Source organism: Pseudomonas sp. LBUM1673 (assembly GCF_059695645.1).
This window is the reverse complement of the sequence record NZ_CP166780.1, coordinates 5,733,643-5,757,451: the sequence shown is the minus strand read 5'-3', so window position 1 is coordinate 5,757,451 and position 23,809 is coordinate 5,733,643. Positions and strand designations below refer to the sequence as shown.

Here is a 23,809-nt window from a genome sequence, read left to right as displayed (position 1 = left end):
TTAATCCTTCAAACGTTGGCTGAAATGCTCCAGTGCCAGACGATAGCCGTGGCTGCCGAAACCGCACATGATTGCCGTGGCGATGGACGAGACAAAGGAGTGATGCCGGAAGTGTTCGCGGGCATGGACGTTGGACAGGTGCACTTCGATCACCGGCAGTTCGCTGGCGACCAGGGCATCGCGAATGGCGACCGAGGTATGAGTCCAGGCGGCCGGGTTGATGATGATCCCGGCGCAACGGCCACGGGCGGCGTGAATCCAGTCGAGCAGTTCGCCTTCATGGTTGGTCTGGCGAAACTCCACGGTCAGGCCGAACTCTTCGGCAGCGCGACCGCACAGCGCTGAAATGTCGGCCAGGGTTTCGTGGCCATAAGTCGCCGGTTCACGGGTACCGAGCAGGTTCAGGTTCGGGCCGTTGAGCACCAGAACGATAGGGGACATCGGGTTTCTCCACTTATTATTTTTGGCATTGGCCGAGGGTTTCAGCCTGTGGGGAGAAATTGTACTAACTGGTTAATAAGGTCAATTGAAGAGGGTGTCACGCCTGGATTATTTGTGCGGTGATCGGACATATACAAAAAAATCGCAGCCCTCGGCAGCGCCTACAGGTGCGACCTTTTCAACGGGGCAGATGCTCAATCAGAAAATCGATAAACGCTCTTAGCCGCAACGGCACATGGCGGCTTTGTGGATAAAGCAGAGTGAAGGGGCGGGAACGTCCGCCATAGGGCTTGAGCACCTCCACCAGCGAACCATCAGCCAGTTCGTTTTCGACGATGAAGCGATAGGTTTGAAACAAGCCGGCGCCATGTTTCGCCAACGTCACGCCGCCCAATACATCATCGGAGCAGCAGTAATTGCCCTCGGCCAGGATCTCCAGCGGCACTCCGTTGTCGTTGAACAGCCAGGCAATCCTCCGCCCGCTGCTGGGCAACTCGAACTGAATGCATTCGTGGTGCGCCAGGTCGTTCAGGGTCTGCGGGGTGCCGGTACGCTTCAGGTAATCAGGGCTGGCAATCATCACCAGCGTGGCGTCTTCCAACTGCCGGGCAATCAGCCCGGAGTCGGGAATGGCTCGCACGCGGATCGCCATGTCATAGCCTTCGCCGACGAAATCAATGTTGCGATTGCTGATGTGCGCCTCGACTTTCACTGCGGGAAAGCGCGCCCGAAACGCCGGTAGCAGCGGCAAAATACGGTGGTGTGCATAGGTGGTGGGAATGCTGATGCGCAAGGTGCCGGAAGGTTCTTGCTGTTGGCCCATGACTTCGCGCTGGGCCTCGACCAGTTGTGCGAGAGCCTCGCGACACTCCTCGAAATAACGTCGGCCACTGTCGGTCAGCTTGACGCTGCGGGTCGTACGCGCGAACAGCCGTACGCCCAGGCGCTCTTCCATGCGCGACACCGAGCGGCTGACGGCGGCCGGGGTTACGCCCGCCACCAGGGCCGCAGCGGTAAAGCTGCCAGCTTCGGCGGCCAGGCAAAATAGTTCAATGCTGCCTAATTGAAGATCGTCGAAATGTCGCTGCATGATTGATTACACCGGGAATCAAATGAAATGCCTGAGACTGTATTTATCAAATAAGGGGGCACAAATACAGGGCGTTTCAATCGCCTACAAAAAAGCCGTCCCGGGGATTAATGCCTGTCAGTTAAGGAACGAAACCTGTGGGAGCGGGCTTGCTCGCGAAGGCGGCGGGTCAGTCAACATCAATGTTGAATGACACACCGCCTTCGCGAGCAAGCCCGCACACAGGGATTTCGCTTAACTGACAGGCATTAGTCCCCGGGACGGCTTGTGTGTAGAGGCTGCAATCAACGGCGGGTCAACAACACCCCGGATTCCATGTGATGGGTCCACGGAAACTGGTCGAACATCGCGCATTGAGTGATGCGGTGGGTGTCGTGCAGTTGAGCGATGTTGGCCGCGAGGGTTTCCGGGTTGCAGGAAATGTAGAGGATGTTCTCGAAGCGCCGGGTCAGTTCGCAAGTGTCCGGGTCCATGCCGGCGCGGGGCGGGTCGACGAACACGCTACCGAATTCGTAGCTCTTGAGGTCGATGCCGTGCAGGCGGCGGAACGGGCGAACTTCGTTCAGGGCTTCGGTTAGTTCTTCGGCAGACAAACGCACCAGTGTGACGTTATTCACCGCGTTTTCGCTCAGGTTGCTGAGTGCTGCGTTGACCGAGGTCTTGCTGATCTCGGTGGCCAGCACTTTACGCACGCGGGTAGCGAGTGGCAGGGTGAAGTTACCGTTGCCGCAATACAGCTCCAGCAAATCGTCGGGGCGATCGCCAAGAGCGTCGTACGCCCAGTTGAGCATCTTCTGGTTCACCGTACCGTTGGGTTGAGTGAACGCGCCTTCCGGCTGGCGATAGCTGAAGGTGCGGCCGCCAACTTCGAGCTTCTCGACCACGTAATCGTGACCGATCACTTCGCGTTTGCCCTTCGAGCGACCGATGACGCTGACGTTCAGGTCGGCTGCCAGTTTCGACGCCGCCGTGTGCCAGTGCTCGTCCAGCGGGCGGTGATAGCACAGCGTGATCATGGCATCGCCGGCCAGCGTGGTCAGGAACTCTACCTGAAACAGCTTGTGGCTCAGGGCCGCACTCGCTTGCCACGCTGCCTTCAGCTGCGGCATCAACTGATTGATACGCAGGCTGGCAATCGGGAACTCTTCGATCAGGATCGGCGTGCGTTTATCTTCCTGGGAAAACATCGCGTAGTGACGCTCGCCGGCTTCACGCCACAGGCGGAATTCGGCACGCAGGCGAAAGTTTTTCAGCGGCGAGTCGAACACTGCGGGTTCGGGTGCATCGAACGGGGCCAGCAGGTCACGCAGGCGTGTGACCTTTTCTTCGAGCTGAACGGCGTAGGCCTGGGAATCAAAAGTCATGCGTTGAACCAACCCAACTTGATCACGAACAGAATCGACAGAATCACCAGCGCCGAATTCAACTCACGGCCGCGACCGGACAACAACTTGATGGCTGTCCAGGAGATGAAACCGAAGGCGATGCCGTTGGCAATGGAATAAGTGAATGGCATGGCCAGGGCGGTGACCACGACCGGTGCGGCGACGGTGATGTCGTCCCAGTCTATTTCCGCCAGGCCGGATGTCATCAGTACGGCGACGAACAGCAACGCAGGCGCGGTGGCGAAGGCTGGAACGCTGGCCGCCAATGGCGAGAAGAACAGCGCCAGCAGGAACAGAATCGCCACCACGACAGCGGTCAGGCCGGTGCGGCCACCGGCACTCACGCCGGCTGCGGACTCGATGTAGCTGGTGGTGGTCGAGGTGCCCAGCAAGGAGCCGGCCATGGCCGCGGTGCTGTCGGCGATCAGGGCACGGCCCATTTTCGGCATGTGGCCGTCCTTGCCCATCAGGCCGGCGCGCTTGGCGACGCCGATCAGGGTGCCGGAGTTGTCGAACAGGTCGACGAACAGGAACGCGAAGATCACGCTGACCAGACCGATGTCCAGTGCACCTTTGATGTCCAGTTGCAGGAAAGTCGGGGCCAGGGACGGTGGCATCGACATCACGCCGCCGAACGGGCTGAAGCCCATCAGGATCGAAACAATGGTCACCGCCAGAATACCGATCAGTACCGCACCGCGCACTTTCAGCGCTTCAAGCGCCACGATCAGGGCAAAGCCCAGGGTCGCGAGGATCGGTGCTGGTTGCTTCAGGTCGCCGAGGCCGACCATGGTCGCGGGGTTGCTGACCACGATGCCGGCGTTGTGCAGGGCGATCAGCGCCAGAAACAGGCCGATACCGGCGGCAATCGCCGAGCGCAGCGCCAGCGGGATGCTGTTGATGATCCATTCGCGGATGCGGAAGATCGACAACAGGAAAAACATCACGGCCGAGATGAACACCGCGCCCAGCGCTACTTGCCAGGTGTGGCCCATGTGCAGGACCACGGTGTAGGTGAAGAAGGCGTTCAGGCCCATGCCCGGCGCGAGGGCGATCGGGTAGTTGGCGATCAGGCCCATGGTCGTCGAGCCGATGGCGGCTGCCAGACAGGTGGCGACAAACACCGCGCCCTTGTCCATGCCGGTCTCGCCGAGAATGCTAGGGTTGACGAACAGAATGTAGGCCATGGCCAAAAAGGTCGTGACGCCCGCCAGAATCTCGGTCCGCACGTTGGTGTTGTGTGCCTTGAGTTGAAACAGCCTTTCCAGCATGTCTGCTCCCCGTGGCGCGCCCGGCGCCGTGAATGTATCGACCTCAACAGCAAAGCACAGACCGCTGCAGGCGCCTGGGGAATTTTCTGTGGGTCGGAAAAAGCCGCGCATCATACCAGCAGCGTGGCGCTATGGCTGCTTATGGCTGTGATCGTCGTCGATGTTTTGCCCAAAAGGGAACTGAGCCATACTGCGCGCTGTTTTTATGGGGGGAGGTGGGGGTGAGTATTAAGTGCATGAAGACGCGTGTGGTTGCCGCATGTGCAATATTGATCGCGTTGTTGCTGGGCGCGCAAACCGCCTCGGCAGCGACGGCGCCACCGTTGAGCCAGGTAAAGGTACTCAAGGTCGAATCGCCAGGCTGTGGCTTTGAAAATATCGCGGACGGCCAAGCGCAAACCCGTTGCGACCACAAGGGGCCAAACATCAAGGTGTACGTGCTGGAAGTCGGCTACGGCCGTGAAGCCCATGTCGCACTGGACGGTTTCGTAGTGGACGGCACCCGAACCCCTGTCTGTGCTTTTGATACCGGCAACCTGACCGAGTGTTCCGCCGGGAAAAAAACCGTCGGCTATCTGTACATCTTCAACCTGGCAGGCAAGCAGGGCGGCATCTTCACGTTCAGCAACACCTCGATCAACGCGCCGGGCAACACGATGTCGACGCAGCTTTACATCAAGTAACGGCGGGGCTCGAACAAGGGGCAGGAAAGCTGACTACGCTTTAAAGATTATCCTGTGGACTGCGCCCATGACCTTTAGAGCCCTGATTACCCTCGCCGAGGGCATCGACGATCTGCAAACCGTGACCCTGATCGATGTGCTGCGCCGCGCCAAGGTTGAAGTGGTGGTGGCCAGCATCGAGTCGCGGCGCATGCTCACCTGCGCTCGCGGCACCCGTCTGACCGCCGATGCGATGTTGGTGGATTTACTGGCCCAGCCCTTCGACCTGATCGTTCTGCCCGGCGGTGCCGTGGGGGCACAGCATTTGGCGGCCCACCAACCCCTGCAACAATTGGTCAAGGACCAGGTCGCCGCCGGACGGCTGTTCGCCGGCATTGCCGAATCTCCGGCGCTGGCGCTGCAAACCTTTGGCGTATTGCGTCAGCGGCGCATGACCTGCCTGCCCACCGTCAGCAATCAACTGTCCGGCTGCAACTTCGTCGACCAACCGGTGCTGGTCGACGGCAACTGCATCACCGCCCAGGGGTCGGGTGCCGCGTTGGAGTTTGCGCTGACGCTGGTGGAGCAACTCTGCGGCAAAGCCACGCGGTCGGCGGTGGCAGGGGAGTTGGTGGTTTAGTGAATGTCAGGCGTGGACAGCAATAGGTTCGATGAGCGGCTGCTCTCGTTGTTCCGCCTGCCACAGATCGTAGTCGGTCTGAACCCCTAACCACATCCGGGCCTTGCCGATTCCGGCCCGCTCCAGACGTACTGCCAGGTCTGGACTAATTGGCGCATGGCCGTGCAGCACTCGCGAAAGATGCGGGCGGGCGAATCCAAGGTGCCGGGCCAGTTCGGTGACGCTGATGCCAAGCTCGGGCAATACATCCATCAAGAGTGTTTCGCCAGGGTGTGGCGGGTTGTGCATGGGCATGGTCCTGCCTCCTGTCAGTGATAGTCCAGATAGTCGACCAGTTCGATATCCGAACCGATAAAACGAAAAATAACCCGCCAGTTCCCCGAAACGCTGAGTGACCAATATTCGGTCAGCTCGCCCTTGAGCGGGTGTAATCGCCATCCCGGAAGGTCGAGGTCGTCGGGAACCGCTGCGCGATCCATGAACTGCAACATGCGAGCCAGACGTTTCGCATGATCTGCTCGAATCCCACGAGTCGAACCGGTTTCGTAGAAGCCACGAAGGCCTTTGTGCTGAAAGGATTTGATCATGCTGAAAGTGTAAGGCGATACATTACACTCGATGCACTATCTATGTATTGCACTTGGTCGGAGAATTTATGCTTTGTGCTGGTTTCCAGTCTTTTTGGAAGTAGCTGCAGGACTTTCCTATTGCCTTGAGCTGCTTCAGGCCCTGACCTCTTCCACCGGCACATGCATGCGGTCGCGGTTGGCCAGGGTCGGGAACAGTTTGATCCAGACTCCGGTCACCATCAGTGTGCCGATGCCGCCCATAACCACTGCTGGCACGGTGCCGAACCAGTGGGCAGTCAGGCCGGACTCGAACTCGCCAAGCTGATTCGACGCGCCAATGAACAAGCCATTCACAGCGCTGACCCGCCCGCGCATTTCGTCCGGGGTTTCCAGTTGCACGAACGAGGCGCGGATCACCATGCTGATCATGTCCGCAGCGCCCAATACCGCCAGCACGGCGAGGGAGAACCAGAACGAAGTCGACAGGCCAAAGGCGATGGTTGCCACGCCGAATACGCCCACGGCCGTGAACATCACCCGCCCGACGTTGCGCTCCACGGCAAATCGCGCGAGAAATAGCGACATCAGCAGCGCACCCACCGCCGGGGCCGAACGCAGCAGGCCCAGGCCCCAGGGACCGGTCAGCAGAATATCTTTGGCGAACACCGGCAGCAGCGCCGTCGCTCCACCCAGCAGGACGGCAAACAGATCCAGGGAAATCGCCCCGAGAATGTCCGGGCGACTGCGAATGAATCGAATGCCTGCCAGCAGCGAATCCAGGGTTGCCTTGCCCTTGTTCAGCGGCGTCTGCCGGGCCGGGAGGTTGAGCATCAGCACACAGGCGATGAGGTAGAGGATCACCGTCGGGCCATACACCCAGACGCTGCCGAAGGCGTAGAGCAAACCGCCGAGGGCCGGGGCGACGATGGTCGCCGATTGTTGTGCAGATTGCGCCGCAGCAACGGCGCGGGGGAATAACGTGCCAGGCACGATGCTCGGCAGCAAGGCCTGAGTGGTGGGCATTTCGAAGGAGCGGGCGGCACCGAGCAGGAACGCGAGGATGAAGATCATCTCCCGGGTGACATGGTCGGTCGCGCTGCCGATGGCCAGCGACAGGGCGATCAGCGCTTGCAGGGACTGACAGATCGCCGCGACCTTGCGCCGGTCATAGCGATCCGCCACATGCCCGGTGTGCAGCATGAACAACACCCGTGGGGCAAACTCCACCAACCCCACCAGACCCAGATCGAGTACGTTGCCGGTCAGTTGATACAGATTCCAGCCGATGGCCACGGTCAGCATCTGAAAACCGCTGGCGGTAAACACTCGTGCCAGCCAGAACGCGATGAACGGGCGATGATGACGTAACAGCAGGGGCGCTTGGATGGGCATCTGAGGGCAGATCTTGAGCGAGGGAAGGGCGAGATTATCACCAACCTGTAACTGGAAGTTGCGAGAGCGGAAAATTTAGTTAGCTAGACACCGATCTATGGAGCCCTTAAATCCCCTGTGGCGAGGGAGCTTGCTCCCGCTGGGCTGCGAAGCAGTCCTGAACCTGCTACCCCATTCCCACAGGCATATCGCATCACCCGGTTTTACGACTGCTGCGCAGCCGAGTGGGAGCAAGCTCCCTCGCCGCAGGGAATGTATTGCAGCTCATGACCAAACCCATGAGGCAACCTGTCACGCGGCAAAAGACCACACCGTCCATCGGCAAAAATGCGACTACTCTTTCAACGTTGCTTGATCCAGATCAAGACCCTTCGGGGAATTGATCTGGTGGCCAGATGGCCAGACTCCCTACGTTGTGATGATGGTACAAAAAGAACGAATTCAAATTCGCCACACTCCATATCCGTGGGGGCAGTGGGTGTAGGCCGCAAGCCTTCAGCCGGTATTACCTGACAGAGGAAGACTTATGTTCGGTTTGGAGGCACTTGATCTCGCCCGGATTCAGTTCGCGTTCACCATTTCATTCCACATCCTGTTCCCGGCCATCACCATTGGCCTGGCGAGTTACCTGGCGGTGCTCGAAGGCCTGTGGCTGAAGACGCACAACGACACTTACCGCGATTTGTACCATTTCTGGTCGAAGATATTTGCCGTCAACTTCGGCATGGGCGTGGTTTCCGGCTTGGTCATGGCGTATCAGTTCGGCACCAACTGGAGCCGCTTCTCGGACTTCGCCGGTTCCGTGACCGGCCCGTTGCTGACTTATGAAGTACTCACCGCCTTCTTCCTCGAAGCCGGTTTCCTCGGCGTCATGCTGTTCGGCTGGAACAAGGTCGGACGCAACCTGCACTTCTTCGCCACGGTCATGGTCGCCATTGGCACCCTGATCTCGACCTTCTGGATTCTGGCTTCCAACAGCTGGATGCAGACCCCGCAGGGTTACGAAATCGTCAACGGGCAAGTCATTCCAGTGGACTGGCTGGCGGTGATCTTCAACCCGTCGTTTCCGTACCGCTTGATGCACATGGCGACTGCTGCGTTCGTCGCCACGGCATTCTTCGTCGGCTCCTCGGCGGCCTGGCACTTACTGCGCGGCAAGGATAACCCGGCGATCCGCACCATGCTCTCGATGGCCATGTGGATGGCCTTGATCGTGGCCCCGATTCAGGCCGTCATCGGTGACTTCCACGGCCTCAACACCCTCAAGCACCAGCCGGCGAAAATTGCCGCGATCGAAGGCCACTGGGAAAACCACGGTGATGAACCGACTCCGCTGATCCTGTTCGGCTGGCCGGACATGAAAGCCGAAAAAACCAGATTCGCCGTCGAGATTCCGTACCTGGGCAGCCTGATCCTGACCCACTCCCTGGACAAACAGGTGCCGGCGCTCAAGGAGTTCCCGCCTGAAGACCGGCCGAATTCGACTATCGTGTTCTGGTCGTTCCGGATCATGGTCGGTCTGGGCATGCTGATGATCTTCACCGGTTTGTGGAGCCTGTGGCTGCGCAAACGCGACAAGCTGTATACCTCGCGTCCGTTCCTGTACTTGGCACTGTGGATGGGCCCGTCCGGCCTGATCGCAATCCTCGCCGGCTGGTTCACCACTGAAATCGGCCGTCAGCCATGGGTGGTTTATGGGCTGATGCGCACGGCGGATGCGTCCTCCGGGCACAGCTTCGTGCAGATGAGCATCACCTTGATCATGTTCGTTGTGGTGTATTTCGCGCTGTTCGGTGCCGGTCTTGGTTACATGATGCGTCTGGTGCGCAAAGGGCCGAAGATCGACGAAGGCAAGGAAACCAACGAAGGTGGTCCTGGCCAGAAACGCACACCGGCCCGTCCGCTGTCTGCAGCCGATGACGATGGCAGCGAAGCTGACAACAGCCCCAGCCTGACCAAGGAGATTTGAATCATGGGTATTGATCTTCCGCTGATCTGGGCCGTGATCATCATCTTCGGCATCATGATGTACGTGGTCATGGACGGCTTCGACCTGGGGATCGGGATTCTTTTCCCGTTCATCAAGGGCAAGAGCGATCGTGACGTCATGATGAACACCGTCGCCCCTGTCTGGGACGGCAACGAAACCTGGCTGGTATTGGGTGGCGCGGCATTGTTCGGCGCCTTCCCGCTGGCCTATTCGGTGGTGCTCTCGGCGTTGTACCTGCCGCTGATTTTCATGCTGATCGGGCTGATTTTCCGCGGCGTGGCCTTCGAGTTCCGCTTCAAGGCCAAAGACGATAAGCGCCATCTCTGGGACAAGGCATTCATCGGTGGCTCGATCGCCGCAACTTTCTTCCAGGGCGTGGCGTTGGGTGCGTTCATCGATGGGCTGCCGGTGGTCAACCGTCAGTTCGCCGGTGGTTCACTCGACTGGCTGACGCCGTTCACCCTGTTCTGCGGTGCAGCGCTGGTGGTGGCTTACGCGCTGCTCGGTTGCACCTGGCTGATCATGAAAACCGAAGGCAAGCTGCAGGAACAGATGCATGACCTGGCACGCCCCTTGGCCTTCGTGTTACTGGCGGTGATTGGCATCGTCAGTATCTGGACGCCGCTGGCCCACGCCGAGATTGCCGCTCGCTGGTTCACCCTGCCGAACCTGTTCTGGTTCTTGCCGGTGCCGATTCTGGTGCTGGTGACCCTGTACGGTCTGATTCGCGCGGTGGCCCGCAATGCGCATTACACGCCATTCCTGTTGACCCTGGTGCTGATCTTCCTCGGCTACAGCGGTCTGGGTATCAGCCTGTGGCCGAACATCGTGCCGCCATCGATCTCGATCTGGGACGCTGCCGCACCACCGCAAAGCCAGGGCTTCATGTTGGTGGGCACGTTGTTCATCATCCCGTTCATCCTGGGTTACACCTTCTGGAGTTACTATGTATTCCGCGGCAAGGTCACCCACGAAGATGGTTACCACTAGCCGACTACGGCGCATGATTGATACCGGCGCCGTTGCAGAGGAGAAAGCGATGATGGCTGGCAAACCTGATTTGCAGGAAATTGAAGCCGCCGAGAAAAAGCCGCTCTGGCAGCGACTCGGCTGGCTGGCGATGATCTGGACCGGCAGCGTCGTGGCACTGTTCATCGTGGCCAGCCTGATGCGGATGTTCATGAATGCCGCGGGCCTGAGCACCCACTGAAATTCCCATCCCGTTGCCTTGCGGCACGGATTTACAACCCTCCCGATGGAGGGTTTTTTTCCGCTTTTATTTACGTGCTTTGAGGATGACGAACTTGGGGGTGGCTGCTACTTGCTCGACGCCGCGGAACAACCGCGCCAGCTTGCTGTGATAACCCAGATGACGGTTGCCGACGATGTACAGCGCACCGCCCACCACCAACGATTCACGCGCCTGCTGGAACATCCGCCACGCCAGGAAATCGCCGACCACTTGCTGTTGGTGAAACGGCGGATTGCACAGCACCACGTCCAGGGATTGAGGTTCCTGCTCAGCCAAACCATCGCCGGCCCGCACGATCACGTCACGATCACCCAGCGCCGTGCGCCAGTTTTCAGCGGCCGATTGCACGGCCATGAATGACTCGTCCACCAGGGTGTATTGGGCCTCGGGGTTTTGCAGGGCACTGGCGATCGCCAGCACGCCGTTACCACACCCCAGATCGGCGACCCGCGCTGTGCCGAGGTTCTTCGGCAAGTGCGGCAAAAAGGCCCGCGTGCCGATATCCAGCCCTTCGCGGCAAAACACATTCGCGTGATTGAGCAGTTCGATCGCAGGCTCGTCGAGTCGATAGCGGGTCGGGTACGGGGAGATCGCGCAGGCTTTGGCTTCGGGCGTGGCGATCAGCAGCCGAGCCTTTTTCACGGCCAGCGAGGCTTGCACCGGGCCGATGTAGCGCTCCAGCAAATCGCCTGCAGCGCGTGGCAGATGCTTCACCATCGCAGCCGCAATCACTTGAGCGCCGGGAGCCAATTGACCCTGTAGCCGGATCAGTTGCTCCTCCAGCAAGGCCAGGGTTTTCGGTACCCGGACCAAGACCCGGTCAAACGGCCCGACGAACGCTTCGCTGGCAGGCACCCTCGGCACCGCATCAAACGCCTGGCCGTTGCGTATCAGGTTTTTTTCCAGTCCCTGAAAGGCCAGAAACGAATCGCCGCTACTGGTCACCCGGACCTTGCCTGCCAGGCTGGCGGCCAATGCGCCAAAGCTGTCGTTGAGCACCAGTACTCGGCTATCGGCTGTCGGTTGTTGCCCGGCCAGATGATTGAGCAGGTATTCGTCTGCGGCATCAAATGCTTGCAGCGGTTCGTTCTGCTGTTCTGGCTGGCGGATCAGATCGAGTCGAGCGAAGGGGGTTTCGAGCAGAGGCATGAGGCAGGGGGCTCTGGGTAGTCAACGAAGGATAATCAAGAGGGGGCCCGTCGCTCAGGGGCGTTGTATCGGGCGGATCCATCCGAGTGAACTGCGTCGTGGGATTTCCCACGTCATCACTCAGGATGGATCGCAGATGGTACGTTTTTTTTGTCTGGATTACTCGCAGGGATTACCTGATTCGAATAGTTTTAGATAACGCCTTCCCTTGCTGCTCTGATCACCGCCGCAATCTTGTTGTTGACACCGAATTTGCGGATGGCGCCTCGTATATGGAACTGTACCGTGCTTTCACTCAGGCTGAGGATGATCGCGATTTCACCCGCTGTCTTGCCGTTGGCTGAATATTGCAGCACTTCGATTTCACGGGATGTTAAATGCACAGTGTTCAGATTCAGCGAGGAAGCAGGCAGGTCTTTCGCGACAAGCCCATGCAGGTGCCGGCTAATGAACATCGCGTAGCCCAGATTTTTATACATATCATGCGTAGTGATCGGGCAGTGGCCTCTGGCCAGACTCAGCATGCTGCAAAGCCCGTTCTTATCATGAACGGATTGGGACCAGCCATAGCACAAACCTTGCTCTTTTTGTGCTTGCCACAGTGTTGGTGCCTTTGAGAAGACGTCCTCCTGCCAAAGAATCGGCATTTCGGAGCGATTGCAATGGGCTAGTATTGGATCGATCTCACTGAAATGCTCTTGTTCATATTGGGTGTTCCATTCGCTAGAGTAATTATTCAAATTTATCTTGCGGCGAGAGAGCCCTCGTGTTCGGGGTATTATTGAAAATGCGCAAAAATTAAAGCCCAAGGTTTTAACGAGATTGAGAGAAATCTCGTACGCGGTCTCTAATTTCTGGGCGTAAGAAAGCTGCATTAGCTGTGATTCCTTCCACGCTTTCATTGGGTAACTCCATGCGGCTTTCTTGAGGGTGCTGATTGGATCCGGGATTCGGCACGTTACAGATTGTAAGAGAATTCTTATATGTATGCTGAATTTTTTCGTTCTTGAAATGGCTGCAACTGCATTGCCGGTTCTTAGCTTTATTACTGCGAAGAAACAGACTCAACGCGTGTTTATTGTTTGTCGTGTTTGGTTTGTTGCCTAAAGACATTACAAATCATCGGTGTTTACGCTGCTTGCTTTGCGGGACACTGGGGTTATCTGTTGAATGGAGCGACCCATGACTGCCAGTGCGGAAAAATTCACTCGCCAGACCTTGCTTGAGGTCCAGCCATTGACCCCAAACCTGTTTACCCTGCGCACAACCAGGGATCCAGGCTTTCGTTTTCGCGGCGGGCAATTCGCCCGGCTGGGCGTGACCAAGGCAGACGGCAGCACGGTGTGGCGGGCTTATTCCATGGTTTCATCGCCCTATGATGAATTCCTTGAGTTCTTCTCCATTGTTGTACCGGGAGGGGAATTCACCAGTGAGTTGAGTCGGCTGGAAGTCGGCGATACGCTGCTGGTCGACCGGCAGGCCTTTGGTTATCTGACGCTGGATCGCTTCGTCGATGGCCGTGATCTCTGGTTATTATCAACAGGCACGGGCCTGGCGCCGTTTCTGTCGATCCTGCAGGATTTCGAGGTTTGGGAAAAATTCGAACGAATCATCCTGGTCTACAGCGTGCGCGAAGCGCGGGAGCTGGCGTACCAGGAGCTGATTGCGGGGCTGGTGCAGCGCGACTATCTGGCCGAATACGCGCACAAGCTGCAGTTCATCGCCACCGTTACCCGAGAGCAGCATCCGGGTGCCTTGAATGGGCGGATCACCAGGCTCATGGAAAGTGGCGAGCTGGAGCAGGTGGCCGGCGTAGCGCTGACGGCCGAGCATTCGCGGGTGATGCTCTGCGGTAATCCGCAGATGATCGATGACACGCGCAAGTTACTCAAACAACGGGACATGCACTTGAGCCTCAGTCGGCGACCTGGCCAAGTGGCGGTGGAAAACTACTGGTAAACAAACGGCGCCTTGAAAACGCCGTTTTTTGGTGTGCAATCAGCCTTCAGGGGGCCGATTATTCTGGGCCTTGAGCAGATCGCGAATCTCTTCCAGCAGCTCTTCTTCCTTGGTCGGAACCGGCGGCAGGGTTGGCGCAACGGCCTCTTCGCGTTTCAGGCGGTTGATAGCCTTGACGCCCATGAAGATCGCGAAGGCGACGATGATGAAATCGATCAAGCTCTGGATGAACTTACCGTACGCCAGCATCACCGCGGGGACCTCACCGTTGACAGCCTTGAGCGTAATGGCCAGGTCACTGAAATCCACCCCACCGATTAGCAGGCCGATTGGCGGCATCACCACGTCGCCGACAAACGACGAAACGATTTTGCCGAAGGCTGCGCCGATGATGATTCCCACGGCCATGTCGACCACATTCCCTTTGACCGCGAAGGCCTTGAACTCACTTATCACGCCCATAGGTTATTTCCTTGTTACAGATGAGGTTGGTGACGGCAGTGTAAATCAGCAAATCGGCTCGTGCTCGAAACACCGTCTTACAATGCTCGCTCTTATCGACACATCTTCCGGCAATTAGTTTGCAAAGTGCCACCAGTCGCGCGCGGCTACTCGCTCTAGATCAGGCTTTCCAGACCTTTTTCTCTATCGGCCCGGTGTGGGATTTCTATTTATGTTTTGGCCTTTGGGTCACTAGCCTCTGTGGGGCGCATCTGGATGCGCCTTATAAAATCAGAGGAAACCGCTATGACAAATCCCCTTGGCCTCGGGGCTTTTCCCTTGCGTCGTACCTTCGGCGTTCTGACCGCCAGCCTGCTGTCCCTTTCCGTCAACGCGGCGACGTTGACCCGCGATAACGGTGCCGCCGTCGGCGACAACCAGAACTCGCAAACCGCTGGCGCGACCGGGCCAGTGTTATTGCAAGACGTACAACTGATCCAGAAGCTCCAGCGTTTTGACCGTGAACGCATCCCCGAACGTGTGGTGCACGCCCGTGGCACTGGCGCCCATGGCACGTTCACTGTGACAGACGACCTCAGTGACCTGACCAAGGCCAAAGTGTTCGCCGGCGGCCAGAGCACGCCGGTATTTGTGCGTTTCTCCGCTGTGGTCCATGGCAACCATTCGCCGGAAACCCTGCGTGATCCAAGGGGGTTTGCTACCAAGTTCTACACCGCAGACGGTAACTGGGATTTGGTCGGCAACAATTTTCCGACCTTCTTCATCCGTGATGCGATCAAGTTTCCTGACATGGTCCATGCTTTCAAGCCGGACCCACGCACGAACCTTGACGACGACTCCCGTCGTTTCGATTTCTTCTCCCATGTTCCGGAAGCCACTCGCACTTTGACCGAGCTGTATTCCAATTCAGGTACGCCAGCCAGTTATCGGGAAATGGACGGCAACGGTGTACATGCCTACAAGTTGGTTAACGCTAAAGGCGATGTGCACTATGTGAAGTTTCACTGGAAAAGTTTGCAAGGGATAAAAAATCTCGACCCTAAAGAAGTTACCAATGTTCAAGGTCAAGATTATAGTCATATGACTAACGACCTTGTCGCCAACATTAATAAGGGGGCGTTTCCGAAGTGGGACTTGTACGTCCAGGTTTTAAATCCTCAAGATTTGTCCAAGTTTGATTTCGATCCACTGGACGCCACCAAGATCTGGCCGGGTATTCCTGAACGAAAAGTTGGACAAATGGTGTTGAACCGTAATCCGGCGAATGTTTTCCAGGAAACCGAACAAGTGGCTATGGCGCCGGCCAACTTAGTTCCCGGTATCGAACCTTCAGAAGATCGCCTATTGCAAGGGCGAGTGTTCTCGTATGCCGATACCCAACTGTATCGTCTGGGGGCCAACGCTCTGCAGTTGCCGATCAACGCACCAAAAATCGCCGTGAACAACGGTAATCAGGATGGTGCAATGAACATCGGCGCCAGCAGCACGGGCGTGAATTACCAGCCAAGTCGTTTGCTGTCTCGTGAAGAGCCGCAAACCGCGCGTTACAGCCAGTCGGCCCTGTCGGGCAGCACGCAGCAGGCGAAGATTCAGCGTGAGCAGAACTTCAAGCAGGCCGGCGATCTGTATCGCTCGTTCAACCAGAAGGAACGTCAGGACCTGATCGACAGCTTCGGTGGCTCCCTGGCTACCACCGATGATGAGAGCAAGCACATCATCCTGTCCTTCCTTTACAAAGCCGACCCGGAATACGGGACCGGGGTGACCAAAGTGGCCAAGGGTGATCTGGCTCGGGTCAAGGCGCTGGCGGCCAAGCTGGTCGACTGATCCATCTGCCTGAAGCGGGGCCTCATGCGAGGTCCCGTCTGATACAAGGAGCGTTGCCATGCGTATTTATCTGTCTGTGTTTCTGGCGTGCTGGTTGCTCAGTGTGCTCGCCGGACCCGACGCGCAAGTCTCGCAGGACCCCGAGGCGCTGAAAGACCAATTACAGGATTACTACTTCGACGCCGCTCGACGCGGTGATGTGCCGATGCTCGAGACCTTCATCGAGGCCGGCTATTCCCTCGATACCCGCGACAGCAAGGGTTACACCGCACTGATTCTGGCCGCCTATCACGGTCAGAGCGCCGCCGTGGAGCGTTTACTCGCCGCCGGGGCGGACGCCTGCGCTCAGGATCAACGCGGCAACACGGCGTTGATGGGCGCGATTTTCAAAGGCGAAGTGCAGATCGCCAGAACCCTGCTGGCCGCCCATTGCAGCCCTGACCAACGCAATGGCGCGGGACAGACTGCCGCGATGTACGCCGGATTGTTCAAGCGCGTCGAGTTGTTGGACGCACTCAAGGCCAAAGGGGCGGACATGAACGCCGAAGATCCGTTGGGCAACAGTGCCGCGCGTCTGGCCAGCGGTGAAATCCGCACGGCGGCGCCGCGCTGATCCGCGTCAGCTGAGCTATCATCGCGGTTTTTGCCGGGAGTTCAGATGGCCAAGGCCAAGCGCATGTACGGCTGCACCGAGTGCGGCTCAACCTTCCCCAAGTGGGCCGGCCAATGCGGCGAATGCGGGGCCTGGAACACGCTGACCGAAACCATGGTGGAGAGTGGCGGCGCCGCAGCCCCCAGCGGTCGCACCGGTTGGACCGGCCAGCAGGCGCAGATCAAGACCCTGGCTGAAGTCAGCGTCGAAGAAATTCCGCGTTTCTCCACGGCGTCCAGCGAGCTTGATCGCGTTCTGGGCGGTGGCCTGGTGGATGGCTCGGTGGTGTTGATCGGTGGTGATCCCGGCATCGGCAAGTCGACCATTCTGTTGCAAACCTTGTGCAACCTCGCCAAGAGCATGCCGGCGCTGTATGTCACCGGCGAAGAGTCTCAGCAGCAAGTGGCCATGCGTGCCCGGCGGTTGGGCTTGCCTCAGGATCAGCTGCGAGTGATGACCGAAACCTGCATCGAAACCATCATCGCCACCGCCCGGCAGGAAAAGCCCAAGGTGATGGTGATCGATTCGATTCAGACGATCTTCACCGAGCAATTGCAATCGGCACCGGGGGGCGTCTCCCAGGTGCGTGAAAGTGCGGCATTGCTGGTGCGTTACGCCAAACAAAGTGGCACAGCGATTTTTCTCGTGGGCCATGTCACCAAAGAGGGCGCGCTGGCCGGCCCCCGAGTGCTGGAACACATGGTCGACACTGTTCTGTATTTCGAGGGCGAATCCGATGGGCGCCTGCGTCTGCTGCGGGCGGTGAAAAACCGTTTCGGCGCGGTGAATGAATTGGGCGTGTTCGGCATGACCGACAAGGGCCTGAAAGAAGTCTCCAATCCCTCGGCGATTTTTCTCACCCGTGCTCAGGAAGAAGTCCCGGGCAGCGTGGTCATGGCAACATGGGAAGGCACCCGGCCGATGCTGGTGGAAGTCCAGGCGCTGGTGGACGACAGCCATCTGGCCAACCCACGCCGGGTAACGCTCGGTCTGGATCAGAATCGCTTGGCGATGCTGTTGGCGGTTTTGCACCGTCATGGCGGCATCCCGACTCACGATCAGGACGTGTTCCTCAACGTGGTCGGTGGGGTGAAGGTATTGGAAACCGCCTCCGACCTGGCACTGATGGCGGCGGTCATGTCCAGTTTGCGCAACCGGCCGCTGCCCCATGATCTGCTGGTGTTCGGCGAAGTCGGCTTGTCGGGTGAAGTGCGCCCGGTGCCGAGTGGCCAGGAGCGCTTGAAGGAAGCTGCCAAACACGGCTTCAAGCGCGCCATTGTGCCCAAGGGGAATGCGCCGAAAGAGGCGCCGCCGGGGTTGCAGATTATTGCCGTGACGCGTCTCGAACAGGCCCTCGACGCGTTGTTTGAGTAGCTGCAAGCAACACACAATCCTGTGGGAGCTGGGCTTGCCCGCGATAGCGGTTAGTCAGTCGACATTTGTGGTGGGATTAAAGTCGCTATCGCGGGCAAGCCCAGCTCCCACAGGTATTGCGTCGTGTCTTCAGATTTCGATCAGTGCGCCCAGTTCACGCTCCAGCTCTTGCGGATCGCCCAGGTTGAACTCGATCAATCGCCGCAGCCGCTCAATCGATTCCAGGCTGATGTGTTTGCAGACAAACCCGAGTTGACCATGGTCATCGTGGGTCAACATCACATCCATCTTGATCTCGACGTCTTCGTTAAGATGAATATCAACCAGGAAATGCCAGTCTGGATTACCCAGCCACGGCTCGGGCTTCTCGATAAGTAGCCCCTTGAGTGACAGGTCAATCAGCTTCACCGGCCAGATGAATTCCCCCTGGCTCAGCTCGGTTCGGGCATCGAAGGCAATACGTTTGAAGCGGCGGCGATCAGCAGGGTGGTCACTCATGGCGCAATCCTCTGAATGTCCGCTGACTATAGACCCGCATGGTTAAAGCCTGCCAGCAAAGACAGGCCTTGGATCGATGTCGGGGTATGGCCTTTGCCGTCAGTAGCGCTAAACTCCGGATGGCTGTCTTTCTTGTCCACTCTGGCTGGAATCATAAAATGAAAAATAATAATAGCCTGCTACGCCACTTACCCTGGCTGCTGCTGGCGATCGTAGGAGCGTGCGCCCTGGGTGTAGTGGCATTGCGCCGAGGCGAGGCGATCAACGCCCTCTGGATCGTAGTCGCAGCCGTCGCTATTTATCTTGTCGCATACCGCTACTACAGCCTGTTCATCGCTAACAATGTGATGCAACTCGATCCGCGTCGGGCTACACCCGCCGTGCTCAACAATGACGGTCTGGACTATGTGCCGACCAACAAACACATCCTTTTCGGCCACCACTTCGCGGCCATCGCCGGCGCGGGGCCGCTGGTCGGTCCGGTATTGGCGGCGCAGATGGGCTACCTGCCCGGTACGCTCTGGCTGATTGCCGGGGTGGTGCTGGCCGGTGCGGTTCAGGACTTCATGGTCCTGTTCATGTCCACCCGCCGCAACGGCCGTTCCCTGGGCGACATGGTCCGTGAAGAAATGGGCCGCATCCCCGGGACCATCGCGCTGTTCGGCTGCTTCCTGATCATGATCATCATCCTCGCGGTGCTGGCGCTGATCGTGGTCAAGGCCTTGGCCGAAAGCCCGTGGGGGATTTTCACGGTGATGGCGACCATCCCGATCGCGATGTTCATGGGCATCTACATGCGCTACATCCGCCCGGGCCGCATCGGTGAAATCTCGGTGATCGGCGTGGCGTTGCTGCTGGGTTCGATCTGGCTGGGCGGGCAGATTGCCGCCGATCCGGTGTGGGCCAAGGCGTTCAGCTTTACCGGGGTCCAGATCACCTGGATGCTGATCGGCTACGGTTTCGTGGCGGCGGTCCTGCCGGTGTGGCTGATTCTGGCGCCGCGTGACTACCTGTCTACTTTCCTCAAGATCGGCACCATCGTCGCGCTGGCGATCGGCATTCTGATCACCATGCCCGAGCTGAAAATGCCGGCATTGACTCAGTTCATCGACGGCACCGGGCCGGTGTGGAAGGGTGGTCTGTTTCCGTTCCTGTTCATCACCATCGCCTGTGGCGCGGTGTCGGGTTTCCACGCACTGATCTCTTCCGGCACCACGCCGAAGTTGCTGGATAACGAGGTTAACGCCCGTTACATCGGTTACGGCGGCATGCTGATGGAGTCCTTCGTGGCGATCATGGCGATGGTTGCCGCTTCGGTGATCGAGCCAGGCGTGTACTTCGCCATGAACAGCCCGGCGGCGGTCGTCGGCGGTGACGTGGTGGCTGTGGCGCAAGCCGTCAGCGGCTGGGGCTTCGCGATTACCCCGGAAGCCCTGCAAGCGGTGGCCAAGGACATCGGTGAAACCACCATCCTGGCCCGTGCCGGCGGTGCGCCGACCCTGGCGGTCGGTATCGCGCAGATCCTGCACAGTGTGCTGCCGGGTGAAAACACCATGGCGTTCTGGTACCACTTCGCGATCCTGTTCGAAGCGCTGTTCATCCTGACCGCGGTGGACGCCGGGACCCGTGCCGGACGGTTCATGCTGCAGGACTTGCTCGGTTCCTTCGTGCCAGCCCTGAAACGCACTGAATCCTGGACCGCCAACCTGATTGCCACCGCCGGTTGCGTGGCGATGTGGGGCTACTTGCTGTACCAAGGCGTGATCGACCCGCTGGGTGGCATCAATACCTTGTGGCCGTTGTTCGGTATCTCCAACCAGATGCTGGCCGGTATTGCGCTGATGCTGGCGACCGTCGTGCTGATCAAAATGAAACGCCAACGCTACATTTGGGTGACCATGCTGCCAGCGGTGTGGCTGCTGATCTGCACCACCACCGCCGGCTTCATCAAGCTGTTCGACGCCAACCCGGCGATTGGCTTCCTGGCGCTGGCCAGGAAATACAGCGATGCCTTGGCCAACGGTCAGATCCTGGCCCCGGCCAAGAGCATCGAGCAGATGCAGCATGTAATCTACAACGCCTACACCAATGCAACGCTGACCGCGCTGTTCTTGTTCGTGGTGTTCAGCATTCTGTTCTATGCGCTCAAGGTTGGCATCGCCGCCTGGGGTAAAAAAGAGCGGACGGATAAAGAATCGCCATTCCAGGCTCAGCCGGATGCGTAATCGAGGATTGCAATCATGTTCAATGACCTGAGTCGCCTCGGTAAATACCTCGGTCAGGCCGCACGCCTGATGGTCGGCATGCCCGACTACGACAACTACGTCGAGCATATGCAAACCAAGCACCCGGACAAACCGGTGATGAGCTACGAGATGTTCTTTCGCGAACGTCAGGAAGCCCGTTACGGTGGCAAGGGTGGACCGAAGTGCTGTTGATGCAACAGCCTGGCTGATGCAATCCCTGTGGGAGCGGGCTTGCTCGCGAAAGCGGTGTGTCATTCAACATTAATGTCGACTGACACGACCTCTTCGCGAGCAAGTCGAATCGTCGCACCGCCGCTCCCACATTTGTTTTGTGTTGTTTTTTAACTTTGTGAAACAGGAGAACCCGTTTGTCCTCTCCCATCCCGGTAACCATCCTCAGCGGCTTTCTAGGCGCCGGCAAGACCACGCTGTTGCGCCACCTGCTCAAAGCCGAGCACGGCCTGAAAATCGCCGTGATCGAAAACGAATTCAGTGACGCCGGCATCGATACCCAGCTATTGGGTGACGAGCCGGTGCAAGTGATGACGCTGTCCAACGGCTGCGTCTGCTGCACCATCCACACCGACTTGACCAAGGCGCTGTACCTGCTGCTTGAGCGCCTGGACAGCGGTGAAATCGCCTTCGACCGTCTGGTGATCGAATGCACCGGTCTGGCTGATCCTGCCCCCGTAGCGCAGACCTTCTTCATCGACGAAGAACTGCGTGAGCGCTACATCCTTGACGGCATCATCACCCTGGTGGATGCGGCCCACGCCGACCTGCACCTGACCCAGACCATCGCCCAGGCGCAGATAGGCTTTGCCGACCGGCTACTGGTAAGTAAACGGGATCTGGTGGACGAGCCGACCTTCACCGCCCTTAGCGAACGCCTGACCCGCATCAACCGTCGCGCGCCGATTCGCGTGGTCGAGCACGGCAAGATCGATCTGGCCGAACTGCTCGACGTGCGCGGCTTCAACCTCAATGCCGACCTCGGTGGTGGTATGAGTTTGCGTCCGGTGAGCAAGGCACCGTCCACCGACCGCATCACCAGCCTGGTGCTACGCACCGACAAACCGCTGGATATCGACAAACTCAGCGAGTTCATGAACGAACTGCTGGAAGACCATGGCAAGCAACTGCTGCGCTACAAAGGCGTTTTGAACATCCTTGGCGAACCGCGGCGCATGGTGTTTCAAGGGGTCTTGAAGTTATACGGATTCGACTGGGACACCGAGTGGGCGAACGATGAATCGCGTGAAAGCGTGATTGTGTTCATTGCCGATGATTTGCCGGAAGAGAAGATTCGCGAGGGGTTTGCGCGGGTCGCAGCCGGGTAAGGTTGGATATCTTCAGCGTGTTTGAGGCTCGCTTTCGCGAGCAAGTCGAATCGTCGCACCGCCGCTCCCACATTGGCTTTGTGTCGTCCCGGATAGAGTGGGCAACATGGATCAAATGTGGGAGCGGGCTTGCTCGCGAAGGCGATCTAACCGGCAACACGATTCTGGCTGACTACCGATCCAGCGTTCAGCAGTGCCTGCTCAAGATGATCCAGATGCCGGGTCATCAACATCTCGGCCGCCGTAGCATCCCCACGCTCCACGGCATCGACAATTGCGACATGCTCCTGCCACGCGCAATAACCGCTCGCTTGCGCGTCATACTGCGCAATCGCCAGTGAGGTCATAGGCACCAGACTGCCGAGAAAATGCGCCAACGGAGCGTTCCCCGCCATTTCGGCCAATTGCAGGTGAAACTCTCCCGACAATCGAATGGCTGGGCCATGCTGATCACGCTCCAGGCACCGGCGTTCGCTGTCGATCAAGGCACGCAGGCGTTTCAGGTCTTGTGGGCGAGGTTGCTGGCAGGCCAATCGAACCAGCGTGATTTCGGTCAGTCGTCGGGCATGCAGCATCTGCCGAGTATGCTCGGTATCGGGCGCGGCGACTCGGGGACGATGATTGGTCCGAAGGACAATGATCTGCTGATGAGACAGTTGCGTCAGCACGCTACGAATGTCACTGCGTCGAGCGTTGAACATCTGCGCCAGTCTGTCTTCAGTAAAACGACTGGCTGCGTGGATGCGCTGTTCGAGAATGGCGTCGAAGATCCGTGTATAGAGATCATCCGCTGGCAGTTTCCCGGTGTCCATTCGGGAGAAGGGCAGGGCAGTGAATATTTGTGGTGAGGCGAAGCTGTTCATGGCCTGTCTCCAGTTCGAAGAGGGGGTCAACTGCCGAAGTGGTCGTCCGGGATGTTCAATTCGATGCCCATCCGTTGCCCTTCCCGAAGGATATGCCGACGCATCTCGGCGCTGGCTTGGGCACTGTTTTTGCTGCGGATCGCTCGCACGACGGCTTCATTTTCTTCAAGGCGTTCAGCCAGATGCTCTGGAGAATTGCGTAGCACATCGGCGCTTTGCTTGAGGGCATTGCTGGTCTGCTGCACAACGCTCTGGAAAATCGGGTTCGAGGTCAGCGTGAAGAGTTCTTCGTGAAACGCGATGTAGGCGTTCACGCCGGCCTCGCTGTCGTTGGCCTCAAGGGCTTCGCGCATGTCCATCAGAGTCAGGCGAAGTTGCCCGACTTCCTTGCTGCTGATGGACTGCGCCACCAGACCGACGATGAACGGCTCGAGGGTGTAGCGCAGTTGCAGTACGTCTTCCAGGCTAGCCCCGGCTACCGCAATGTCGTGGCTTTGGCTGTCGCTGAGATTGGCCTCCAGCACCACCACGCCTTTGCCCGGCATGGAACGCACCAGCCCAAGGGTTTCCAGCACGGTCACGGCTTCGCGCAGGCTCGGGCGGCTGATGCCCAGTTGTTCGGCCAGTTCACGCTGGCCCGGCAGCATTTCACCGGAGCGCCACTGACCGCGGGCCAGTGCGGCCCGAAGTTTTTCTACCACCGAATTTACAACGGTTGACGAGGTAATCACTGTTTGCTCCAAGTCG

General features: G+C 58.6%; 25 protein-coding genes. 12 read left to right on the top strand and 13 right to left on the bottom strand.

Annotated features, from left to right (window positions below):
- From aroQ to ACA044_RS26385, 4 genes are all read right to left on the bottom strand, one after another.
- The gene (gene aroQ, locus ACA044_RS26400) at positions 1–441 is read right to left on the bottom strand and encodes a type II 3-dehydroquinate dehydratase (protein WP_497443945.1); all 441 of its coding nucleotides are present in this window, start codon (positions 439–441) and stop codon (positions 1–3) included.
- Between the two features lie 178 nt (positions 442–619).
- Positions 620–1,531 (bottom strand): LysR family transcriptional regulator, encoded by a 912-nt coding sequence (locus ACA044_RS26395; RefSeq protein WP_497443944.1) that lies wholly within the window; start codon positions 1,529–1,531, stop codon positions 620–622.
- Between the two features lie 284 nt (positions 1,532–1,815).
- On the bottom strand, positions 1,816–2,895 hold the full coding sequence (trmA, locus tag ACA044_RS26390) for a tRNA (uridine(54)-C5)-methyltransferase TrmA (RefSeq protein WP_497443943.1): 1,080 nt from the start codon (positions 2,893–2,895) through the stop codon (positions 1,816–1,818).
- A complete protein-coding gene (locus ACA044_RS26385; RefSeq protein WP_497443942.1) occupies positions 2,892–4,187 on the bottom strand; it encodes an NCS2 family permease in 1,296 nt (431 codons plus the stop codon). The genes trmA and ACA044_RS26385 overlap by 4 nt, the downstream gene beginning before the upstream one ends.
- A 236-nt stretch (positions 4,188–4,423) precedes the next feature.
- Here ACA044_RS26385 and ACA044_RS26380 point away from each other — a divergent pair, with 236 nt between their 5' ends.
- Both ACA044_RS26380 and ACA044_RS26375 read left to right on the top strand, forming a co-directional pair.
- On the top strand, positions 4,424–4,870 hold the full coding sequence (locus ACA044_RS26380) for a DUF4879 domain-containing protein (protein ID WP_497443941.1): 447 nt from the start codon (positions 4,424–4,426) through the stop codon (positions 4,868–4,870).
- A 67-nt stretch (positions 4,871–4,937) separates the two neighbouring features.
- The gene (locus ACA044_RS26375; protein WP_497443940.1) at positions 4,938–5,489 is read left to right on the top strand and encodes a DJ-1 family glyoxalase III; all 552 of its coding nucleotides are present in this window, start codon (positions 4,938–4,940) and stop codon (positions 5,487–5,489) included.
- A gap of 6 nt (positions 5,490–5,495) precedes the next feature.
- Here ACA044_RS26375 and ACA044_RS26370 read toward each other — a convergent pair whose 3' ends face one another.
- The 3 genes from ACA044_RS26370 to ACA044_RS26360 form a co-directional block, all read right to left on the bottom strand.
- A complete protein-coding gene (locus ACA044_RS26370) occupies positions 5,496–5,783 on the bottom strand; it encodes a HigA family addiction module antitoxin (RefSeq protein WP_019581299.1) in 288 nt (95 codons plus the stop codon).
- Positions 5,784–5,797: 14 nt separating this feature from the next.
- Positions 5,798–6,076, bottom strand: coding sequence for a type II toxin-antitoxin system RelE/ParE family toxin (locus ACA044_RS26365; protein ID WP_497443939.1), 279 nt, complete (start codon positions 6,074–6,076; stop codon positions 5,798–5,800).
- A gap of 135 nt (positions 6,077–6,211) precedes the next feature.
- The gene (locus tag ACA044_RS26360; RefSeq protein ID WP_497443938.1) at positions 6,212–7,450 is read right to left on the bottom strand and encodes an MFS transporter; all 1,239 of its coding nucleotides are present in this window, start codon (positions 7,448–7,450) and stop codon (positions 6,212–6,214) included.
- A gap of 526 nt (positions 7,451–7,976) precedes the next feature.
- Here ACA044_RS26360 and ACA044_RS26355 point away from each other — a divergent pair.
- Genes ACA044_RS26355 through ACA044_RS26345 form a run of 3 tightly spaced genes read left to right on the top strand, consistent with a single transcriptional unit; the run spans position 7,977 to position 10,650 of the window.
- Positions 7,977–9,419 carry a cytochrome ubiquinol oxidase subunit I gene (locus tag ACA044_RS26355; RefSeq protein ID WP_497443937.1) on the top strand — a complete coding sequence of 481 codons (1,443 nt, stop codon included), beginning with the start codon at positions 7,977–7,979 and terminating at the stop codon, positions 9,417–9,419.
- Between the two features lie 3 nt (positions 9,420–9,422).
- Positions 9,423–10,430, top strand: coding sequence for a cytochrome d ubiquinol oxidase subunit II (gene cydB, locus ACA044_RS26350; RefSeq protein ID WP_497443936.1), 1,008 nt, complete (start codon positions 9,423–9,425; stop codon positions 10,428–10,430).
- A gap of 52 nt (positions 10,431–10,482) precedes the next feature.
- The gene (locus tag ACA044_RS26345) at positions 10,483–10,650 is read left to right on the top strand and encodes a DUF2474 domain-containing protein (protein ID WP_052967973.1); all 168 of its coding nucleotides are present in this window, start codon (positions 10,483–10,485) and stop codon (positions 10,648–10,650) included.
- Positions 10,651–10,716: 66 nt separating this feature from the next.
- Here ACA044_RS26345 and ACA044_RS26340 read toward each other — a convergent pair whose 3' ends face one another.
- On the bottom strand, positions 10,717–11,841 hold the full coding sequence (locus tag ACA044_RS26340; protein ID WP_497443935.1) for a methyltransferase: 1,125 nt from the start codon (positions 11,839–11,841) through the stop codon (positions 10,717–10,719).
- A 191-nt stretch (positions 11,842–12,032) separates the two neighbouring features.
- A complete protein-coding gene (locus ACA044_RS26335; protein ID WP_497443934.1) occupies positions 12,033–12,743 on the bottom strand; it encodes an autoinducer binding domain-containing protein in 711 nt (236 codons plus the stop codon).
- Positions 12,744–13,023: 280 nt separating this feature from the next.
- Here ACA044_RS26335 and ACA044_RS26330 point away from each other — a divergent pair, with 280 nt between their 5' ends.
- Entirely contained in the window at positions 13,024–13,800 is a 777-nt protein-coding gene (locus ACA044_RS26330) for a ferredoxin--NADP reductase (protein WP_497443933.1), read from the top strand.
- Positions 13,801–13,839: 39 nt separating this feature from the next.
- Here the strand turns inward: ACA044_RS26330 and mscL are convergent, their stop codons facing one another.
- The gene (gene mscL / locus ACA044_RS26325) at positions 13,840–14,262 is read right to left on the bottom strand and encodes a large-conductance mechanosensitive channel protein MscL (RefSeq protein WP_497443932.1); all 423 of its coding nucleotides are present in this window, start codon (positions 14,260–14,262) and stop codon (positions 13,840–13,842) included.
- Between the two features lie 285 nt (positions 14,263–14,547).
- Here mscL and katB point away from each other — a divergent pair, with 285 nt between their 5' ends.
- Genes katB through radA form a run of 3 tightly spaced genes read left to right on the top strand, consistent with a single transcriptional unit; the run spans position 14,548 to position 18,115 of the window.
- Positions 14,548–16,089 (top strand): catalase KatB, encoded by a 1,542-nt coding sequence (katB, locus tag ACA044_RS26320; protein ID WP_497443931.1) that lies wholly within the window; start codon positions 14,548–14,550, stop codon positions 16,087–16,089.
- Positions 16,090–16,147: 58 nt separating this feature from the next.
- Positions 16,148–16,702 carry an ankyrin repeat domain-containing protein gene (locus tag ACA044_RS26315; RefSeq protein WP_497443930.1) on the top strand — a complete coding sequence of 185 codons (555 nt, stop codon included), beginning with the start codon at positions 16,148–16,150 and terminating at the stop codon, positions 16,700–16,702.
- Between the two features lie 45 nt (positions 16,703–16,747).
- The gene (radA, locus tag ACA044_RS26310; protein ID WP_007937264.1) at positions 16,748–18,115 is read left to right on the top strand and encodes a DNA repair protein RadA; all 1,368 of its coding nucleotides are present in this window, start codon (positions 16,748–16,750) and stop codon (positions 18,113–18,115) included.
- Between the two features lie 129 nt (positions 18,116–18,244).
- Here radA and ACA044_RS26305 read toward each other — a convergent pair whose 3' ends face one another.
- Positions 18,245–18,613, bottom strand: coding sequence for a PilZ domain-containing protein (locus ACA044_RS26305; protein ID WP_048396474.1), 369 nt, complete (start codon positions 18,611–18,613; stop codon positions 18,245–18,247).
- A 158-nt stretch (positions 18,614–18,771) separates the two neighbouring features.
- On the opposite strand from ACA044_RS26305, the gene ACA044_RS26300 reads away from it, so the two are divergent.
- The 3 genes from ACA044_RS26300 (at position 18,772) to yjiA (ending at position 22,199) form a co-directional block, all read left to right on the top strand.
- Positions 18,772–20,838, top strand: coding sequence for a carbon starvation CstA family protein (locus ACA044_RS26300; RefSeq protein WP_497443929.1), 2,067 nt, complete (start codon positions 18,772–18,774; stop codon positions 20,836–20,838).
- 15 nt (positions 20,839–20,853) lie between these two features.
- Complete coding sequence (locus tag ACA044_RS26295; protein WP_007895266.1) at positions 20,854–21,051, top strand: YbdD/YjiX family protein; 198 nt, start codon at positions 20,854–20,856, stop codon at positions 21,049–21,051.
- A 176-nt stretch (positions 21,052–21,227) separates the two neighbouring features.
- On the top strand, positions 21,228–22,199 hold the full coding sequence (gene yjiA, locus ACA044_RS26290; RefSeq protein ID WP_497443928.1) for a GTPase: 972 nt from the start codon (positions 21,228–21,230) through the stop codon (positions 22,197–22,199).
- 146 nt (positions 22,200–22,345) lie between these two features.
- On the opposite strand, the gene ACA044_RS26285 is transcribed toward yjiA, so the two are convergent.
- Both ACA044_RS26285 and ACA044_RS26280 read right to left on the bottom strand, forming a co-directional pair.
- Positions 22,346–23,062 (bottom strand): GntR family transcriptional regulator, encoded by a 717-nt coding sequence (locus tag ACA044_RS26285; protein ID WP_497443927.1) that lies wholly within the window; start codon positions 23,060–23,062, stop codon positions 22,346–22,348.
- Positions 23,063–23,088: 26 nt separating this feature from the next.
- Entirely contained in the window at positions 23,089–23,793 is a 705-nt protein-coding gene (locus ACA044_RS26280) for a FadR/GntR family transcriptional regulator (RefSeq protein ID WP_497443926.1), read from the bottom strand.
- Positions 23,794–23,809: the final 16 nt, after the last annotated feature.

Bases quoted from the DNA above. Each gene is read 5' to 3' on its own strand.
- aroQ (WP_497443945.1), bottom strand. From the start codon at position 441: ATGTCCCCTATCGTTCTGGTGCTCAACGGCCCGAACCTGAACCTGCTC.
- ACA044_RS26395 (WP_497443944.1), bottom strand. From the start codon at position 1,531: ATGCAGCGACATTTCGACGATCTTCAATTAGGCAGCATTGAACTATTT.
- trmA (WP_497443943.1), bottom strand. From the start codon at position 2,895: ATGACTTTTGATTCCCAGGCCTACGCCGTTCAGCTCGAAGAAAAGGTC.
- ACA044_RS26385 (WP_497443942.1), bottom strand. From the start codon at position 4,187: ATGCTGGAAAGGCTGTTTCAACTCAAGGCACACAACACCAACGTGCGG.
- ACA044_RS26380 (WP_497443941.1), top strand. From the start codon at position 4,424: ATGAAGACGCGTGTGGTTGCCGCATGTGCAATATTGATCGCGTTGTTG.
- ACA044_RS26375 (WP_497443940.1), top strand. From the start codon at position 4,938: ATGACCTTTAGAGCCCTGATTACCCTCGCCGAGGGCATCGACGATCTG.
- ACA044_RS26370 (WP_019581299.1), bottom strand. From the start codon at position 5,783: ATGCCCATGCACAACCCGCCACACCCTGGCGAAACACTCTTGATGGAT.
- ACA044_RS26365 (WP_497443939.1), bottom strand. From the start codon at position 6,076: ATGATCAAATCCTTTCAGCACAAAGGCCTTCGTGGCTTCTACGAAACC.
- ACA044_RS26360 (WP_497443938.1), bottom strand. From the start codon at position 7,450: ATGCCCATCCAAGCGCCCCTGCTGTTACGTCATCATCGCCCGTTCATC.
- ACA044_RS26355 (WP_497443937.1), top strand. From the start codon at position 7,977: ATGTTCGGTTTGGAGGCACTTGATCTCGCCCGGATTCAGTTCGCGTTC.
- cydB (WP_497443936.1), top strand. From the start codon at position 9,423: ATGGGTATTGATCTTCCGCTGATCTGGGCCGTGATCATCATCTTCGGC.
- ACA044_RS26345 (WP_052967973.1), top strand. From the start codon at position 10,483: ATGGCTGGCAAACCTGATTTGCAGGAAATTGAAGCCGCCGAGAAAAAG.
- ACA044_RS26340 (WP_497443935.1), bottom strand. From the start codon at position 11,841: ATGCCTCTGCTCGAAACCCCCTTCGCTCGACTCGATCTGATCCGCCAG.
- ACA044_RS26335 (WP_497443934.1), bottom strand. From the start codon at position 12,743: ATGAAAGCGTGGAAGGAATCACAGCTAATGCAGCTTTCTTACGCCCAG.
- ACA044_RS26330 (WP_497443933.1), top strand. From the start codon at position 13,024: ATGACTGCCAGTGCGGAAAAATTCACTCGCCAGACCTTGCTTGAGGTC.
- mscL (WP_497443932.1), bottom strand. From the start codon at position 14,262: ATGGGCGTGATAAGTGAGTTCAAGGCCTTCGCGGTCAAAGGGAATGTG.
- katB (WP_497443931.1), top strand. From the start codon at position 14,548: ATGACAAATCCCCTTGGCCTCGGGGCTTTTCCCTTGCGTCGTACCTTC.
- ACA044_RS26315 (WP_497443930.1), top strand. From the start codon at position 16,148: ATGCGTATTTATCTGTCTGTGTTTCTGGCGTGCTGGTTGCTCAGTGTG.
- radA (WP_007937264.1), top strand. From the start codon at position 16,748: ATGGCCAAGGCCAAGCGCATGTACGGCTGCACCGAGTGCGGCTCAACC.
- ACA044_RS26305 (WP_048396474.1), bottom strand. From the start codon at position 18,613: ATGAGTGACCACCCTGCTGATCGCCGCCGCTTCAAACGTATTGCCTTC.
- ACA044_RS26300 (WP_497443929.1), top strand. From the start codon at position 18,772: ATGAAAAATAATAATAGCCTGCTACGCCACTTACCCTGGCTGCTGCTG.
- ACA044_RS26295 (WP_007895266.1), top strand. From the start codon at position 20,854: ATGTTCAATGACCTGAGTCGCCTCGGTAAATACCTCGGTCAGGCCGCA.
- ACA044_RS26285 (WP_497443927.1), bottom strand. From the start codon at position 23,062: ATGAACAGCTTCGCCTCACCACAAATATTCACTGCCCTGCCCTTCTCC.